Origin of the sequence: Proteiniborus sp. MB09-C3 (assembly GCF_030263895.1) — a bacterium.
Lineage (GTDB): Bacteria > Bacillota > Clostridia > Tissierellales > Proteiniboraceae > Proteiniborus.
In genome coordinates this window covers 2,454,522-2,471,325 of record NZ_CP127161.1, presented here as the reverse complement: position 1 = coordinate 2,471,325, position 16,804 = coordinate 2,454,522, and the positions used below count along the sequence as shown (strand labels likewise).

Annotated in this window: 18 protein-coding genes; all 18 read right to left on the bottom strand. The window is 32.4% G+C overall.

Going from position 1 to position 16,804, the window contains the following annotated elements; translation table 11 throughout:
* Window positions 1-3 precede the first annotated feature (3 nt).
* Complete coding sequence (locus QO263_RS12025; RefSeq protein WP_502928667.1) at window positions 4-2,034, bottom strand: chemotaxis protein CheW; 2,031 nt, start codon at window positions 2,032-2,034, stop codon at window positions 4-6.
* Between the two features lie 3 nt (window positions 2,035-2,037).
* The gene (locus tag QO263_RS12020) at window positions 2,038-3,087 is read right to left on the bottom strand and encodes a protein-glutamate methylesterase/protein-glutamine glutaminase (RefSeq protein ID WP_285621720.1); all 1,050 of its coding nucleotides are present in this window, start codon (window positions 3,085-3,087) and stop codon (window positions 2,038-2,040) included.
* The gene (locus QO263_RS12015) at window positions 3,088-3,750 is read right to left on the bottom strand and encodes a flagellar brake protein (protein ID WP_285621717.1); all 663 of its coding nucleotides are present in this window, start codon (window positions 3,748-3,750) and stop codon (window positions 3,088-3,090) included. It abuts the gene before it with no gap.
* Window positions 3,751-3,807: 57 nt separating this feature from the next.
* Window positions 3,808-4,698, bottom strand: a complete 891-nt coding sequence (locus tag QO263_RS12010) for a MinD/ParA family protein (protein ID WP_285621714.1) — start codon at window positions 4,696-4,698, stop codon at window positions 3,808-3,810.
* Window positions 4,699-4,702: 4 nt separating this feature from the next.
* Window positions 4,703-5,833: a flagellar biosynthesis GTPase FlhF gene (flhF, locus tag QO263_RS12005; RefSeq protein ID WP_285621711.1), complete on the bottom strand. Its 1,131-nt coding sequence runs from the start codon at window positions 5,831-5,833 to the stop codon at window positions 4,703-4,705.
* Window positions 5,833-7,866, bottom strand: coding sequence for a flagellar biosynthesis protein FlhA (gene flhA, locus QO263_RS12000; protein ID WP_285621708.1), 2,034 nt, complete (start codon window positions 7,864-7,866; stop codon window positions 5,833-5,835). Before flhA ends, flhF begins: the two co-directional genes overlap by 1 nt.
* Window positions 7,867-7,878: 12 nt before the next feature.
* Window positions 7,879-8,964, bottom strand: coding sequence for a flagellar biosynthesis protein FlhB (gene flhB, locus QO263_RS11995; RefSeq protein WP_285621705.1), 1,086 nt, complete (start codon window positions 8,962-8,964; stop codon window positions 7,879-7,881).
* A 5-nt stretch (window positions 8,965-8,969) separates the two neighbouring features.
* Window positions 8,970-9,752, bottom strand: a complete 783-nt coding sequence (gene fliR, locus QO263_RS11990) for a flagellar biosynthetic protein FliR (protein WP_285621702.1) — start codon at window positions 9,750-9,752, stop codon at window positions 8,970-8,972.
* A 14-nt stretch (window positions 9,753-9,766) separates the two neighbouring features.
* Entirely contained in the window at window positions 9,767-10,036 is a 270-nt protein-coding gene (gene fliQ / locus QO263_RS11985) for a flagellar biosynthesis protein FliQ (RefSeq protein WP_285621699.1), read from the bottom strand.
* Window positions 10,037-10,051: 15 nt separating this feature from the next.
* Entirely contained in the window at window positions 10,052-10,813 is a 762-nt protein-coding gene (fliP, locus tag QO263_RS11980) for a flagellar type III secretion system pore protein FliP (protein ID WP_285621696.1), read from the bottom strand.
* A gap of 74 nt (window positions 10,814-10,887) precedes the next feature.
* Window positions 10,888-11,253 (bottom strand): flagellar biosynthetic protein FliO, encoded by a 366-nt coding sequence (locus QO263_RS11975; protein WP_285629294.1) that lies wholly within the window; start codon window positions 11,251-11,253, stop codon window positions 10,888-10,890.
* Between the two features lie 43 nt (window positions 11,254-11,296).
* Window positions 11,297-11,659, bottom strand: coding sequence for a response regulator (locus tag QO263_RS11970; RefSeq protein ID WP_285621694.1), 363 nt, complete (start codon window positions 11,657-11,659; stop codon window positions 11,297-11,299).
* A gap of 13 nt (window positions 11,660-11,672) precedes the next feature.
* Window positions 11,673-12,809 carry a flagellar motor switch phosphatase FliY gene (fliY, locus tag QO263_RS11965; RefSeq protein ID WP_285621691.1) on the bottom strand — a complete coding sequence of 379 codons (1,137 nt, stop codon included), beginning with the start codon at window positions 12,807-12,809 and terminating at the stop codon, window positions 11,673-11,675.
* Complete coding sequence (gene fliM, locus QO263_RS11960) at window positions 12,802-13,797, bottom strand: flagellar motor switch protein FliM (protein ID WP_285621690.1); 996 nt, start codon at window positions 13,795-13,797, stop codon at window positions 12,802-12,804. The genes fliY and fliM overlap by 8 nt, the downstream gene beginning before the upstream one ends.
* A 13-nt stretch (window positions 13,798-13,810) precedes the next feature.
* Entirely contained in the window at window positions 13,811-14,227 is a 417-nt protein-coding gene (locus QO263_RS11955; protein WP_285621687.1) for a flagellar basal body-associated FliL family protein, read from the bottom strand.
* Between the two features lie 36 nt (window positions 14,228-14,263).
* On the bottom strand, window positions 14,264-15,052 hold the full coding sequence (locus QO263_RS11950; RefSeq protein WP_285621685.1) for a motility protein A: 789 nt from the start codon (window positions 15,050-15,052) through the stop codon (window positions 14,264-14,266).
* 15 nt (window positions 15,053-15,067) lie between these two features.
* Window positions 15,068-15,265, bottom strand: a complete 198-nt coding sequence (locus tag QO263_RS11945; RefSeq protein WP_285621683.1) for a flagellar FlbD family protein — start codon at window positions 15,263-15,265, stop codon at window positions 15,068-15,070.
* A gap of 64 nt (window positions 15,266-15,329) precedes the next feature.
* Window positions 15,330-16,790: a flagellar hook protein FlgE gene (locus QO263_RS11940; protein ID WP_285621677.1), complete on the bottom strand. Its 1,461-nt coding sequence runs from the start codon at window positions 16,788-16,790 to the stop codon at window positions 15,330-15,332.
* Window positions 16,791-16,804 lie beyond the last annotated feature (14 nt).

Sequence of the window (16,804 nt, the reverse complement as noted above, 5' to 3'; positions counted from 1 at the left end):
TCTCTAGAATAAAGAGTTAACATCTAAAATCAAAGAAATCTGTCCATTACCTAAAATAGTCGCACCAGCTAAATATGGTATTCCTGATAGGTATTTACCCAGGGATTTAATTACAATTTCTTGCTGCCCTATTAACTTGTCCACTATTAATCCAGCTTCTTTTTCACCTTTTTTTACTACAACCATTATTGCTTCTTCATCATCTTCAGTATCATATTTTCCTAATACTCTATTAAGTCTAATTATTGGAAGGGTATTATTCCTAAATAGCACAACCTCTTGATTTTGTATTTTCCTAATTTCATTACTTTGAACAGGAGTTATTTCCCTTATAGAGCTTAATGGTATCGCATATATTTCTTCTTTTATATTTATTAGAAGTGCTTGAATAATAGCAAGTGTTAAAGGTAACCTTATGCTAAACTTACTGCCTTTGTGATGGCTTGTCTCAACTTCTACAATACCATTTATAGATTCAATTTTATTTTTTACCACATCTAAACCTACACCTCTACCTGATACATCTGAGACTGAATCTGCCGTACTAAAGCCAGGCTTAAATAATAGTTCAATAATCTCGTTATCGGCTAATTCTTTAGCTTCTGCCTGAGTCAATAGACCTTTATCTACTGATTTTCTTTTAACTTTTTCAACGTCAATTCCTGCTCCGTCGTCTTCTAACTCAATAACTACATTATTTCCATCAGGGTATGCTCTAAGCTTTATCTTACCTATGGCTGGCTTTCCTCTTTCCTTCCTAGTTTCAGGGCTTTCTATTCCATGATCAAGAGAATTCCTAATAAGATGAATAAGCGGATCTCCTATTTCGTCAATTATTGTTCTATCAACTTCTGTTTCTTCACCAGTCATTTCTAACTCAATTTCTTTGCCAAGCTCTTTAGCAAGGTCTCTTACCATTCTTGGGAACCTATTGAATACTCTTTCTATAGGGACCATCCTTACTTTCATTACTGCATCATGAAGGTTTGTAGTGATTCTCTCTAGATATTCAATTGCCTCATTCATGTTGCTTCTTTCAGTATTGCCACTATCTTCAAGTCTAGTCTTGATTATTATTAGTTCGCTTACTAAGTTCATCAAATTATCTAATCTATCTATATCTACTCTAACAGTTTTACCAATAATACTGGCTACCTTTTTCTTTTCATGTACAACTGTTTCATTGCTTGAATTGACTTCTGTATTGCCTTCTTTGTCGATTTCAATGGCCTCATTGCTCTTAGCATCAATTTGATTTTCCTCTTCGATATTCATACCCTCAATTGATACTTCATCTATTTCAACTTTATCAATTTCAGAAATCATTAAAATATCATTTTTTATTTCTTCCTTTGCCTTCTCTGTAACCAGTGTTAGTGAAAATTCAAAATTAAATTTTTCGTCTTCTATGTCTTCAGTTGATGGTAAAGAGTGAATTATATCTGAATAGGATTCTAAGGTATTGAAAACGATAAACGCTCTAGCAGATTTCAGTAAGCAGCTTTCACTTAACCTGACTACTAAACTATAGACATTTAATCTTTTACTTTTTGCCTTTCTAATTGCATTGATAACATATTCATCTAAGTCAGTTTTCTTAGATTTATTGTTTTTAACAGGTTGACTACTATATGATGTATTCTTTCTGCCATTTAACCTGTCATTAAGCTGCTGAATTAACTCAGTGCTATCCTGCTCTCCCTCTTTCCCAGTGCTTGTAATATTGCCTATGTACTCATCAAGTACATCAAAACAAGAGAATAGTAAATCTACAATCTCTGAACAAACCTCCATTTTATTACTTCTTACTGCATCAAGTAAATTCTCCATTTCATGAGTAAGATTTGCTATCTTACTAAAACCCATAGTTCCTGACATTCCCTTTAAAGTATGTGCTATCCTAAAAATCTCATTAATAAGGTCTTTGTCATCAGGATTCTTTTCCAGATTTAATAGATGCTCATTCATAAACTGCAAATGCTCTTTAGATTCTTCGATAAACATATCAAGATATTGATTCATATTTATATCCATATCTTACACCCCCAATATATTCATTATCTCATTACTTATTTCATTTAATGGCAATATTTTATTAACAGAACCGTTATTTATAGCCGCCTTTGGCATTCCAAATACCACACTGCTATCTTCATCCTGTGCTACAGTAAAACCACCAGTGTCAGATATTTTTTTCATTCCATTGGCGCCGTCAGAACCCATACCAGTCATGATAATAGCTACTTTTTTCAAGGATTTTATTGCTGCAACAGAGTCCATCATCACATCAACAGATGGTCTATGTCCAGATACGGAAGGATTTTGATTAAGTCTCAAGGTAATTCCATCTTTCTCTTCGTGAACTGTTAGGTGATGGTTACCTGGAGCAATGTAACAATATCCTCTTATCAGCTTTTCTCCATCCTCTGCTTCTTTTACCCTAATATTAGACATAGAGTCTAGCCTTGTAGCTAAAGACTTAGTAAATCCTTCTGGCATATGCTGTACAACTAAAATACTACCATTAATATCCGCGGGAATTTGAGGAATCACTGATTGTAAAGCTTTAGGTCCACCCGTTGAAGTCCCAATAGCAATAACAAATTCCAATTCTTTACTTTTGTCTAAAGTAAAAGATTTGTATATATTCTTAGGCTTTGCACTAGAAATGTAACCTTTAGAATTTCTATTAATTTTGGAAGCTACCTTGACTTTTTCTATTAGCTTAACTCTTTCTTCTTTTTTATTTAAATCAAAAATACCAGTCGGTTTAGTTATGAAATCTATCGCGCCAATTTCTAAGGCCTTTATAGTTGACTCTGCACCATCTACAGTTAGACTACTTAACATTACTACAGGAGTGCTGTATTTTTCTACTATCTCCCTTAAAGTAGTGATTCCATCCATTACTGGCATTTCAATATCCAGTGTAATTATGTCTGGATTAACATATTTTAATTTTTCTAATGCATCTTGTCCATTTCTTGCTGTCCATGGTACCTCAATGTCTCTATCATCTTTTAATATGTCAGATATTATTTTCCTCATAAATGCAGAATCATCTACTACCATTACCTTAATTGTCATTTAAATCAACCCTTTTTTCCTAAGTTCTCTTTGTTGTTCAAAAATGAATTTAACGATTGTGTCTCTTTGAATACTATCAATATCTTTAAACTTAACCCCAATTTCATATTTGTAATCATCGCTTCTAGATTCAAAGACTCTCACAACTTCTCCTTGCATGTTAAACTCCATATCTTCTATAAATAGAGTAAGTGATAATTGATCGTTTTTCTTATGCTTAAAATTTGAAAAGAGTCTTAGTCCTCCTCCACTTATATCTCCAGTTCTGCATATCTCTTCTATGGCTTTATCTTCACCTTCGTTTTTTACTTCGTATTTCTTTTGGACTTTTATTGATATCGGTAGTCTGAAGAAGTTACGCTCCTGAATTTTGATAATATCATTGAGTCTTTCTATCCTTAATTTATATATTCCTTTCTCCCATATATCTCTTACTAATGCTTTAAAAATAAACTTTCCTATTTTTTCTTTATAATAGCTAACTTCTATAATAGTATTTGGTCTAATATGTATAATAGTGCTTCTTCGTATTGGCCCACCAATTATGTACTCTTTATCATTTAATATATCTAATATCTGACTACTATATTTGTTTACAGGATACTCCAATTTTGAAATTTCAATTTTATCTCCTACTTTTAGTGCAAATGAACCTATAGACACTAGGAACTTACCCCCTTCAAATAGACATTTATATAATTGAATTTAAGCTAAGTTTTATTATTGACGAAAAAAGCTTTTAAATTTACTAATAAAACTCAAAAAATTGTTATTTTCATTTTCTATAGGAGTCCCTATAATCTTAATTGCGATACTGTTAACATTTTTAGCTACAGTAGAGTTAGGGTAAAGATTTACAAATGGATGCTGATTTTTTACAGCCTCCAGTACCTGTTTACTATTTTGCATATACCCTAGATTTTCTATCTTTGTATTTAAAAACTTAGTTGATGCTATACTTAATTTTTCAAATACACTAAATGCCTCATTCGGGCTTTCTACCCTATTCACTACTAATTGAAGCTTATTATAGCACCCTTTAATTCTCAATGCTTTAATAAGTGCGTATACATCAGTTAATGAAGTTGGCTCTGGTGTTGTTATTAAAATCACTTCATGGGCAGCAGTTACAAAACTCATAACCATCTCTGAGATTCCTGCACCAGTATCTATTAGCACAAAATCAAATAAGTTCTCTAATTCCATCAACTGCTTTTTTAAGTGCTCTATATTTTCCTGATCTAACTGAAACATATCATATAGGCCAGAACCACCAGCAATTATTTTTATACCATTTGGCCCATCAGTAATAACATCAGTTATTTTTTTATTTTTGTTTAATACACTGCTTATAGTATCTTTGGGAAGCAAACCTAACAATACATCAATATTTGCAAGACCTATATCAGCATCCATTACAATGACACTATATCCCAGATTGCTTAGTGAAATGGCTAGATTAATAGTAAAATTTGTTTTTCCAACGCCACCTTTTCCACTAGTAACAGCAATAATTCTTGTATCATTAGTCCTTTTTTTGATATCACTTTCTTGATGAGAATTTCCTGTTTTTTTTATTAATTGTCTTAGTTTTTCTGCTTGATCATACATGATTTCATTCCCCAATCAATTTCTCGCTTAAATTTTCCATATTAGGTGCTTCTATATCATCAGGAACATTTTGCCCAGTTGTTAAATAGGATATTTTATTATCAAAATAGAACCTTGTATTAAGTATATTCCCTAGATTATTTGCCTCATCAACTTTACTGAATATTATTTTAAAGTCGGTAATAAAACTATATCTATCTAATACATCTTTAATAGTTTTAAAATCTGTAGTGGCATTAATAACAAGATGTATCTCCTTATTGTTTACTGATTCAATTAGCTCTTTTATTTCATTCATTTGTTCCCCATTTTTATGATTTCTTCCAGCAGTATCTACAAGAATAATATCCATATCTCTAAAATTCGACAGAGATTTATAAATATCCTTTATTTCATATACTACTTTAATAGGAATATTCATAATTTCAGAATATACTTTTATTTGTTCAACAGCTGCAATTCTATAAGTATCAGCAGTAATCATACCAACAGAATATCCATTGTTTATAGAAAAATTTGCTGCTATTTTCGCCAAGGTTGTTGTCTTTCCTACTCCTGTGGGGCCAACGAAAAATATTACTTTTTGTTTCCCATCATAAGTAATAGGACATGATTCCCCCAAATAATCCTTAATACTATATAAAACTATTTCCTGTACCTGAGTGCTATCTTTATTTGCAATATTAATTTGCTGATTTATCCTAGTTAATATTTGAAATGCGACTTCATCATTGACTCCGTTAGCAATAAGGCAATCTAAATATTTTGATAGTTCTTTAGGTAATTCAGACTTTTTAAAATCTAATGTATTAACCATTGTCTCCATCATTGTTCTAATCTTTCTAATTTCGTCTTCTAGATGATCCTTAGACTTTAAAGAATTGCCTTCATATCTTAAGCTGTTATTTATTCCACTATTCGATATGCCATTTGAAGTATTTAAGCTATGTCTATGCTCTACTTTGTTTTCCTCAAGAGCTGCAACGACTTCTACTAGGTTTTTTTTAAAAAGGCCTAAAAAGCCAGATTGTCTAATATTTCTAGTATGCAATATTATAGCATCTGAGCCTAGCTCTTTTTTTACTTTACCCATTACCTCCTGAACTGAATCACCTATAAACCTTTTTACCTTCATTATATAGTCACCATCCCAATTGATTGCACTTCAACAGAAGAGTCTATTTCATTATAAGATAAAACAATTAAATCCTTAGTTATCTGTTCAGTCAATCTTTTTAAATATATTCTAACAATAGGTGCAGTTAAAATAATAGGTTGTAATCCTATGGAAGTCATCTTTTCAATATTCACTATAATCTTATTTAATATATTCTGAGCTTTGTTAGGTTCAATAGCCAAATACGATCCTGTATCAGTCTGGTTAATTGATTCCATAATTAGCTGCTCTAATTCGCTATCTAGCGTTATTACTTTTATTTTGTTTTTTTCTACATATTTTTTTGTAATATATCTAGAAAGCTTTTGTCTTACATATTCTGTAAGCATTTCTGTGTCTCTAGTGATAGCTGCATAATCAGCTAAGGTTTCCAATATAGTTACCATGTCTCTGATTGAAATTTGTTCCTTTAATAAGTTAATTAGAACTTTTTGTATCTCTCCGATTGATAAGAGCTTAGGAGTAAGCTCTTCAATTAAAGCAGGATGCTCCTCTCTCACATTGTCTACTAACACCTTGACATCTTGCCTGCTTAGAAGCTCACTGGCATTTCTTCTGATAATTTCCGTCAAGTGGGTTGCAATTATTGATGGAGGGTCTACTACAGTATAGCCCAAGACCTCAGCTTTTTCTCTTTCTTGCTCTGTTATCCACTTAGCAGGCAGACCAAAAGCAGGCTCTATAGTATCTATACCAATTATATCTCCCTGAGAAGTGCCTGGATCCATGGCAAGAAAATGATCAAAAAGGACTTCTCCCTTTGCTATTTCAACACCTTTTATCTTGATTACATATTCATTGGGATTGAGCTGAATATTGTCGCGTATCCTTACAATAGGTACAACCATTCCAAGCTCTAGTGCAACCTGCCTTCTTATCATTACGACTCTATCTAATAAATCCCCGCCTTGATTTATGTCTGCCAAAGGTATTATTCCATAACCAAATTCAAGCTCAATATCTTCTACCTTTAGTAAGGTCATAACATTTTCTGGTTTTCGTATTTCTTCTATTTCAGCCGATTGAGAAATTTCTATTTCTTCATGTTCATTTTTTCTCTTATTTGAGTTCATAGTATAGGCTACAAATACAAATATGGCTCCTAAAGTTAAATAAGGTCCACTAGGTAAAGGCGTTGCTATTCCAAGAAAGAGTAGTACCCCACCAACTATATACATCAGTGTTGGATTGTTTCCAAAAAGTTGAGTTAAAATATCTTGGCCAAGGTTTGATTCGGAAGCTGCCCTTGTTACGACAATACCAGTAGCAGTAGAAATTAAAAGTGCAGGAATCTGGCTTACTAAACCATCGCCTACTGTCAATAAAGTATATTTAACTAAAGCCTCCCCTATAGGTAGCTTTTTTACCACAACTCCAATAACTAGACCCGCAGTAATATTGACCAATGTAATAATAATCCCTGCAATTGCATCTCCCTTAACGAATTTACTGGCACCATCCATTGCTCCATAAAAATCTGCCTGTTGCTGTACTTCTTTTCTTCTGGTTTTAGCAACCTGCTCGGTAATTAATCCTGAGTTTAAATCTGCATCTATGGCCATCTGCTTACCTGGCATGGCATCCAAAGTAAATCTAGCAGCTACTTCTGCAACTCTTTCTGCACCTTTTGTTATTACTATAAAATTGATGATTACAATAATAAGAAATATAATAAGACCTACAAAAACATTTCCTTGTATAACAAAGTTACCAAATGCTTCGATAACATCTCCTGCTTGGCCTTCGCTTAAAATGTACCTAGTAGTAGATATGTTTAAAGATAACCTGAATAAAGTGGTTATCAGTAATAATGAAGGAAATATAGAAAATTGGAGCGCATCCTTTGCATACATAGAAATCATAAGGATAAGCAATGCCAGAGAAATATTGAGACTTAACAAGACATCTAAAGCTCCCATAGGAACTGGAATTATTATAAGCATTATTATAGCAATTACCGCAATTGCTATGAAAATATCCCCTTTTTTCATAGAATCCTCCTTTTAGTATCTAAGACTGTAAACATAGGCAAGGACCTCAGCTACTGCTTGATAGAGTTCCTCAGGTATTATTTGACCTATTTCAACTGTATTATATAATGTCTGTGCAAGAGGCTTATTCTCTACAGTTGGTATCCCATGCTTCTTAGCTATATCTTTAATATTTTTAGCAATTAAATCGGCTCCTTTAGCTAATACATAGGGAGCACCATACATATCTTTATCGTACTTTAGAGCAATAGCAAAATGAGTTGGGTTTGTAATAATTACATCCGCTTTAGGCACATCTTGCATCATCCTTCTCATAGCCATTTGTCTCTGTTTTTCTCTTATCTTCGATTTTATTTGAGGGTTACCCTCAGTTTGTTTAAACTCTTCTTTTATTTCCTGTTTAGACATTTTTAAGTTCTTTTCATAGTCCCACCATTGATAGCCATAATCAAATATAGCCAAAACCAAAAGAGCAATTCCTGACCTAATTCCAACATTGACCACTATATTTCCTATATAGGTTGCTATGCTTTCAATGTTAAGCTCCATTAGTTTGAAAATATTATATACTTCTTTAATTGCATATACATATATTAAATATCCTACAACTATAATTTTAAATAATGATTTAACTAATTCTACTAAAGACCGTTTTGAGATTATCCTTTTAAATCCTTCAATAGGATTTAATCTACTCAATTTAAACTCTAGAGCTTTGGTAGTAAACAAAAATCCTACCTGCAAATAGCTAGTTGACACCCCAAATAGCAATATTATTGCCGTCAATGGACCAACAATAATTACTATAATACTAGTTAATCTCATCATCAATATATTAATATCCTTAGTATTAAATATATCAAGATTTGGAAAGTAGTCTTCGTAAAAATTATTCGAAAAAGATAATAAATGATTAAACATATATCCTCCAAGGATTTTTAAGCATGCAAAGGAAACTATAATGATAATCGCAGAATTAATTTCTTTACTTTGAAGCACTTGTCCCTTTTCCCTGGCTTCTCTTCTTCTTTTGGGAGTCGCTTTTTCCGTTTTTTCTTCAGAAAATAGTTGTAGATTAATTATTAAATTTAAGCTCACATTTATCATCCTTTTTGAATAACCTTTAAAAAGTTAAAAATCTCCTCATACATATTAGAAAAAATATTCTGAAGAGTAGCAATAAATAAAGGCAAGGTAATTATTATTGTCGCTATTCCTATAAATATTTTTAAAGGCATTCCTACTATGAATACATTCATCTGAGGCATTGTCTTTGCTAATATACCTAATAAGACATCAGTTAAAAAAATTGCAGCCAAAACAGGCCCACTTATTTTAAAACTAACGATAAAGGTTTGAGTAAGGATACGCACCAACTGATTAATCATATCTCCTGAAAATCTAAATTGCCCAATTGGAACATACTCATAAGATTTTACTAAAGCCTCTAGCAAGGTATGATGACCGTCTATAATAAGGAAAACCAATACGGTAATTATATAGTAAAAGGTACCCATTATAGGTACTTGTATATTTTGCTGTGGATCTAATACATTAACCATACCAAAGCCTGTTTGCATGTCGATAACTTGTCCAGCTAAATACAGGGTAGTGAAAAAAAGGTAGGATATAAAGCCTAGCATTAGACCTACTAACAGCTCTTTAATTGAAAATAATATTAATTCATAAGGAGCTAGATTTAAAATCTCAACCTCCATAACATTAACTAATATAATCGAACAAAAAAATGAAAAACCAATTTTTAGTACATTAGGAATGTTATTTCTACTAAATATTGGAGTAATCAGGAAAAGCCCTGCCATTCTTACTAAAATCAATAAAAAAATTTGGTATTTATTTAATGTGTCTATTAATAAGGCTTCCATGCTAATCCCTCAGTTTAATTGATATATGTATTTATGTTATTTATAAGATTTAGTGTAAAGTCCATTAGCACATTCAAAATCCAAGGGCCAAATACTAAAATAGATATAAACACTGCGACTATTTTAGGTACAAAAGCTAGAGTTGCCTCCTGGATTTGTGTAGTTGCTTGAAAAATACTAACTAATAATCCCACCAGTAGCCCAAATCCAAGCATTGGAGCCGATACCATTAGGATTGTTCTAAGAGCTTGCTGTGCAATATTTAATACTTCACCTTGACTCATAATATCTCTCCTCAATTATTTAAAACTAGAAATAATCTGCCCAATTATTAGGTTCCATCCATCTACCATTATAAAAAGCAGCAATTTGAATGGCAATGATATCATAACAGGTGGAAGCATCATCATTCCCATAGACATTAATGTACTAGCCACTACCATATCAATGACTAAAAATGGGATGTATAGAATAAAGCCAATTTGAAATGCTGTTTTTAATTCGCTTATTATAAACGAAGGAATTAGCACCCTTGTAGGAATATCCTCAAGTTTATCTACCTTATCGATTTTAGCAATCCTTAAAAAAAGTGCAATATCCTTCTCTTTAGTCTGTTTAAACATAAATTCCCTTATGGGGCCCATTGCAGTATCTAAAGCTTCTTCCTGCCCCACTTCACCTGCTAAGTAGGGCTGAATTGCTTCCTGATTAATTTCAGCGGCTATAGGAGCCATTAAAAAAAATGTTAAGAACAAAGCTATTCCAATTAAAACTTGATTTGGCGGAGTTTGCTGTGTTCCTATTGCGTTTCTAAGAAAAGATAAAACAATAATTATTCTAGTAAAGCTGGTCATCATAATCAGTATTGATGGCGCTAAAGATAAAATCGTAAATAATATCAATAGCTGAATAGCTGAGACATATCCAGCATTGTCGCTACTGCCATTAATAAAGCCTAATGCCCCATCAAATGATGGAGCTTGAGGTGCTGCATAACTAGTTCCTGTAATAAAAAGCATAATTATAAGCAAAATTAAAGATATTCTAAAAGTTAGTTTCATAATCCCATTCCTTATCTTTTCTCATGTAATTTACCCTATAATATTTGTCACAATTGTGGCTTTTGTTCTAATCTCTATTTCTTTTTACCTAGCTTATTAATAATATTATCCTTTCGCATTAAAAATTTCTCTACAACACTATTAATTTCAGCCTTTTCAGTTCCAGAATCCATGAATTGAGTATTCATATCTTCCTTATTAAACTTATCCAATAATAGTAAGTGTGAATTATTATCATAGATAATATAGATGACTTCAAATATCTCAATAACAAATACTCTAGTATTATTTCCTAATGAAATAGCTTCAATTATTTTGATATTTTTACTTCTACTTAATGAGCTTGATTTTCTAGCTATGTACTTTGTAAAAAAAAAGGCTAAAAATATTACAATTATAAAAGAACCTAAATATATTGTTGTTTTTACAATTTCAGCCATCACTAAGACATCACACCCAATTGAAAATTTGTATTTAAATAAACTATCCTAAAACTTTTTTAACAGCCTCAATTACTCTATCAGTTTGAAAGGGTTTTACAATGAAGTCCTTAGCCCCAGCCTGTATGGCCTCAATAACCATAGCCTGCTGCCCCATAGCAGAGCACATTACTACTTTTGCACTATTATCGATCTTTTTAATTTCTTTAACAGCTTGAATACCATCTACCTCAGGCATTGTAATATCCATGATTACTAGCTCGGGCGTAAGCTCTTTATATTTATCTATAGCTTTTGCCCCATTTTCTGCTTCACCTACTACATTGAATCCATTTTTTGTGAGAATATCTTTTATCATCATTCTCATAAATGCTGCATCATCTACAATCAATATTCCATTTGCCATAAAAATTCCTCCCTTAATTCTTGCTTATTCTTTTTGATGGACTTATAATATCGGTTATCCTAACACCAAAATTATCATCTATAACTACAACCTCACCTTTTGCAATAAATTTCCCATTTGCATAAATTTCTAGGGGCTCTCCTAGGAGCTTGTCCAGTTCAATAATAGTTCCTGGGCCATACTCTAAAATTTCTCCAATTTTTCTAGTAGTCCTTCCTAATTCTACAGTAATATCTATAGGAATTTCATTGATTAACTCGATGCCCTCATTATATACTTTATTCTCAGCCGTTTCAAATTGATGTAACTCAAATTTTTTCATATTTACAGGGTTTTGTTTAATATTGTTGCTTTTTTCTAAGTCTCTTTCATCATGCATTATTTGTTGCGTTGATGAAGTATTTTGTTTTATTGATGTTTCCAAGGATTCATCAGCTCCATAAGAATAATTTAAATCCTCAATTTCACTAATATCACTTAAATCTTCCGCCTCATCCTTTTCTAAAAGCTGATTTACCATATCCTGCGCAAATTTTAATGGTATCAGCTGCATTATTTCACTATCTATCAAATCTCCCACTATCATTTTAAATGAAACTTTCACAATGGTTTCATCAAAGGTAAAAGCGTCAATATCAATACCTTCATTTAAATTAATCTGAAATGCCATTGGAGGTTCAATATCTATAAAACTTGAAAATAATTCTGATAAGGATGTGCATGAAGATCCAACCATTTGGTTCATAGCTTCGCTAATAGCACTGATATCCATTTCATTAATATCTCTATCGACATTTGTACCATCTCCACCCATCATCAAATCAGTAATCACTTTGACATCATGGCTTTTAAGTATCAATAGGTTAGTTCCTTGTAGCCCTTGTTTATACTTAACATTAACAGCAATAAAAGGTATAGGATACTGCTCAGATATTTCTCTTATTGTAGTTAAAGAAACCTTAGGAGTAGTAATAATAACCTTTTGCCCTAAAAGTGTAAACAAGGTAGTTGCTGCAGTACCCATGCTTATATTTCCTATCTCACCTAATGCATCTTTTTCCACTTCATTAATCGTTTCATCTTCTACTTTATCATAGCTCCCTTTTAATAGCATATCGATTTCTTCTTGACTTAGCATGTTATTAGTCATCAGTTACATCACCTTCCTTTTGAACTCTAGTTATCTGAACTGCTACTTTGTTCTTGCTACTACCAGGCTTCCCATAAAACTTTAGTTGTGTACCCACATTTATATAAACCTCGTCATCAACCATATTATCTAGCATAATAACATCGCCTTTTTGAATGTTTAATAAATCTCTTACAGTAACTCTTGCTGAACTAAGATTAGCATTTAAGCTAACATAAGTGTTTTTAATTCTTCTATGAAGAAGTTCTTTATCTGTATCAGCAGCCTCTTTCTTAGTAGTTGAAAACCATAGCTTTGTACTCAGCTTTTCTAAAATAGGTTCTATGACTATATGTGGAATACATATATTAATCAGCCCCTCTATACTTCCTATCGATAAATTCATGGTAACTAATGCTATTGTCTCATTTGGAGAAATAATTTGAGCGAACTGAGAGTTTGTCTCTATTTTTTCTAATGATGGTGTTAAAATAATCACATTATCCCAAGCCTGTGCTATAAGGCCTATAATTTTTTTCATCATGTTTTTCAGCAATGTTAGTTCAATTTCTGTAAAGCTTCTAACATCTACTAATTTTTCTCCATCACCGCCTAATAAGCGATCAATAACTGCAAATGCAGCGTTAGACGAAATATCTATAATAATTTGTCCGTCTAAAGGCTCAAAATCAACTAATGAAAGAAAAGCAGGGTTGGAAATAGCATTTGTAAATTCACTATACGCATACTGGTCTACTGTTAAAACAGAAACCTTTACCGGAGCCCTTAAATATCCTGATAAAAAAGTCTGTAGAAGCCTGCTAAAGTTATCGTGTATAATTTCCAATGTTCTTAGCTGATCCTTAGCTATTTTCTGAGGATTTCTGAAATCATACTTTTTAATCTTTTTCTCGGAGCTATCGTCCTTCATCTCTTTAACATCAACTTCGCCAGAGCTTAAAGCGTTAAGTAGGGCATCTATTTCATTTTGTGATAAAACTTCAGCCAATATTGTTACCTCCCTACTGTACAATAATTTCTTCAAAGTAAATTTTTGTAATATCCTTTGAATTAAAAATTTCTGATAATCTATTAGATATTTCACTTTGAAGTACTAATATTCCTTCTTTTCCCTCTAAATCCTTTTCATTCTTATTAATCATTATAGCATTAATTTCATGCTTAATTAAAAAATTCTTTTTATCAAGCTCTTCAATAATTTTTTTATCTGTCGCCTCAATAGTAATTTTCAGTTTAATTATTTTTTTACTCTCTCTTAAGTTGCAATACATTTCACCTACATCATAATAATAAAGTTCTTTTGATGTGTTTTTCTCACTATTGTTTTTATATGAAATCAACAAGAAAACAGCACCGATTATCATCATTATCATAACAAAGGAAATAATAGCTAAGAGAAAAATCTTTTTAGTACTCATTTTTACGACTCCTTTTTAATTCAGTTTATGTATTTTTTACAATGCATCTTCACTTTCAAACCCTTTTTTATAATTCTTCCTTATCTCTGGTGATAAGAAGGTCTTTAGCTTTTCTTCTATTATTCTAGGGTTTTCTCCTGCTTGTATAGAAAGAAGTCCTTCTACCATCAATTCTTTAAGTAATATTTCTTCGCTACTTTTACCTTTAAGCTTGTTAGCTAAAGGAATAAATACAGCATTCGCTAACAAGGAACCATAAAAAGTAGTTACTAGTGCAACAGACATGTTTGGCCCAACACTTGATGCATCTTCCATGCCAACTAGCATATTTATAAGCCCTATAAGTGTTCCTATCATACCAAAAGCTGGAGCATAGCTACCCATAGACTCAAATACACTTTGCCCGTCCTTATGTCTTTCTTCTAGGAAAGTTAGTTCTGTCTCAAGAATATTCCTTACAAGCTCTGGGTCAGTACCATCTACTATTAGCATAATTCCTTTCTTTAAAAATTCATCTTCTGCTTTTTCCCCAGCCTCTTCTAGTGCTAATAAACCCTCTCTTCTTGCAAGATTTGAAAGCTCAATTAGCTGGCTAATTACTCCACTAGGATCCAATGTTTTTACAAAAAAAGCTTTTCTAATTGCTTTCATAGCTCCTATTACTTTTTTTAATGGATAAGCTACTAAAGTTGAAGCGATGGTTCCTCCAAATACTATGACAATTGAAGAAAAATCATAGAAATTTCCTATATCGCCTGAATCCATTATTCCCCAAACTGTAAAGCCTATAGCAGCTATAAAACCAATAATTGTTGCTATGTCCATTAGCCACACCTCTTTTTACTTCGTAATTTTAAGATAATTGATACTGCCTTTGTACTCAATTATCCTGTTAACTATTTCTTCCATAGATTCTTTTACAACAAATTTCTTTCCTGTTGTTAATGTAATGACTGTGTCAGGAGTTTCTTCAATAATTTCAATAAGCTCACAATTAATCATAAACTCAGTATTGTTAAATCTGCTAACTCTAATCATATAACCATCCTTTTTTTCTTTAATTAGGCAGCAATGCTGCCTAATTAAAGTTTATGGGTTTTTCCTACCTCTTCATATTAACTAGCTCTTGCAGCATTTCATCAGATGTCGTTATGATTCTTGAGTTTGCTTGGAAGCCTCTTTGTGTAGTAATCATTTCAGTAAATTCTAGAGACAAATCTACGTTTGACATTTCAAGTGAACCAGGTGCTATTGCTCCTAAGCCAGTAGTTCCAGCTCTTCCAATTTGAGCCTCTCCAGAGTTCCTTGTGTCTATAAAGAAGTTATTGCCTATTTTTTGGAGCCCTGCTGGGTTATCAAATTTAGCAAGTATAAGCTGACCTAGCTCTCTTTTCTCATTATTTGTAAAGCTGGCTATAATAGTACCAGTAGCATCTATAGCAAATCCGTCTAAAACACCTGCTGTATTTCCATTTAATGCATGTGGCTTAGCATCTGCTTCGTTGGCATATTGAGTTAGCTTGGACAAATCAAATTCTATTTTACCTCCATATACTCCATTACTATCTACTTTACCAAAACCTACACCAGCTTTAGTAATCTCCAAGGTAAATTTATTACCACTAACTAATTTTCCTTCTGTACTGAACACTAGATCATGAAATAGACTTGCATTATTAGGCACTATTTCAGAATCACCATTTAAAGGCTTAACGGAAACCATACGTGTTTTCCAAGCTCCCGTGGAAATACCATTCAATAGTGCTGCTTCTGCTTCTGCTTTTGTAGCATATTCAGTACCATCGTATTCTTCAGGCCATTCACCACTAGTATCGAATCTATCTTTTGCTTCAGCAAAATCTCTAAAAATTTCAAATTCAACTTTATATCCATTTCCTAAGCTGTCTCTTATAATTGTATCTGTCTTGTGAAATCCATCTGGGTTCAATACTAGCTTATATTTTGTTACAGGATTATCTGGGTCTGAGTTATCTGTGACCTCAACTGTTTTATAGGGTAGCCCTATTCTAGAATCCAAATTTCCTCTAAATTCAACATCTTTAGTAGTAGTTGGTGGAACTGTCTCTGTTTTATTGATAGTTATAGGTCCTATTTCGCTTGTCCATTTTCCATCTACAAATTTGTAGCCTAAAATCTTAAATCCATCTGCTGTTATTAAATTTCCAGCACCATCTACGTCAAAATTACCTGCCCTTGTATAGAATTTATTCTGAAAGTTAGGATCATCCGTTACTACAAAAAAGCCTTCACCATCTATCATTAAGTCAGTTGGGTTATCTGTTCTTTGAACAGCTCCTTTTGTATGTACTGTGCTTATTGAACCAATATTGACTCCTAAACCTATTTGCTGCGGATTAGTACCTCCCTTTCCGCCTTGTGGTGCTGAAGCTCCTCTAACTACTTGACTGAATACTTCCTGGAATGTAACTTGTCCTCTTTTAAATCCTACTGTATTTACGTTAGCAATATTGTTACCTATGACGTCCATCTTTGTTTGATGGACTCGGAGTCCTGAAACTCCTGAATACATTGATCTCATCATAATTAATTTTCCTC

Coding starts and splice junctions, on each gene's coding strand:
- flhF (WP_285621711.1), bottom strand. CDS start 5,833: ATGAAGGTAAAAAGGTTTATAGGTGATTCAGTTCAGGAGGTAATGGGT.
- QO263_RS11970 (WP_285621694.1), bottom strand. CDS start 11,659: ATGGCAAATGGAATATTGATTGTAGATGATGCAGCATTTATGAGAATG.
- QO263_RS12010 (WP_285621714.1), bottom strand. CDS start 4,698: ATGTATGATCAAGCAGAAAAACTAAGACAATTAATAAAAAAAACAGGA.
- fliR (WP_285621702.1), bottom strand. CDS start 9,752: ATGGAAGCCTTATTAATAGACACATTAAATAAATACCAAATTTTTTTA.
- QO263_RS12025 (WP_502928667.1), bottom strand. CDS start 2,034: ATGGATATAAATATGAATCAATATCTTGATATGTTTATCGAAGAATCT.
- QO263_RS11955 (WP_285621687.1), bottom strand. CDS start 14,227: ATGAGTACTAAAAAGATTTTTCTCTTAGCTATTATTTCCTTTGTTATG.
- QO263_RS12020 (WP_285621720.1), bottom strand. CDS start 3,087: ATGACAATTAAGGTAATGGTAGTAGATGATTCTGCATTTATGAGGAAA.
- fliP (WP_285621696.1), bottom strand. CDS start 10,813: ATGAAACTAACTTTTAGAATATCTTTAATTTTGCTTATAATTATGCTT.
- QO263_RS11945 (WP_285621683.1), bottom strand. CDS start 15,265: ATGATTAGAGTTAGCAGATTTAACAATACTGAGTTTATGATTAATTGT.
- flhA (WP_285621708.1), bottom strand. CDS start 7,866: ATGAAAAAAGGGGATATTTTCATAGCAATTGCGGTAATTGCTATAATA.
- QO263_RS11940 (WP_285621677.1), bottom strand. CDS start 16,790: ATGATGAGATCAATGTATTCAGGAGTTTCAGGACTCCGAGTCCATCAA.
- QO263_RS11950 (WP_285621685.1), bottom strand. CDS start 15,052: ATGGACATAGCAACAATTATTGGTTTTATAGCTGCTATAGGCTTTACA.
- QO263_RS11975 (WP_285629294.1), bottom strand. CDS start 11,253: ATGGCTGAAATTGTAAAAACAACAATATATTTAGGTTCTTTTATAATT.
- fliY (WP_285621691.1), bottom strand. CDS start 12,809: ATGACTAATAACATGCTAAGTCAAGAAGAAATCGATATGCTATTAAAA.
- fliQ (WP_285621699.1), bottom strand. CDS start 10,036: ATGAGTCAAGGTGAAGTATTAAATATTGCACAGCAAGCTCTTAGAACA.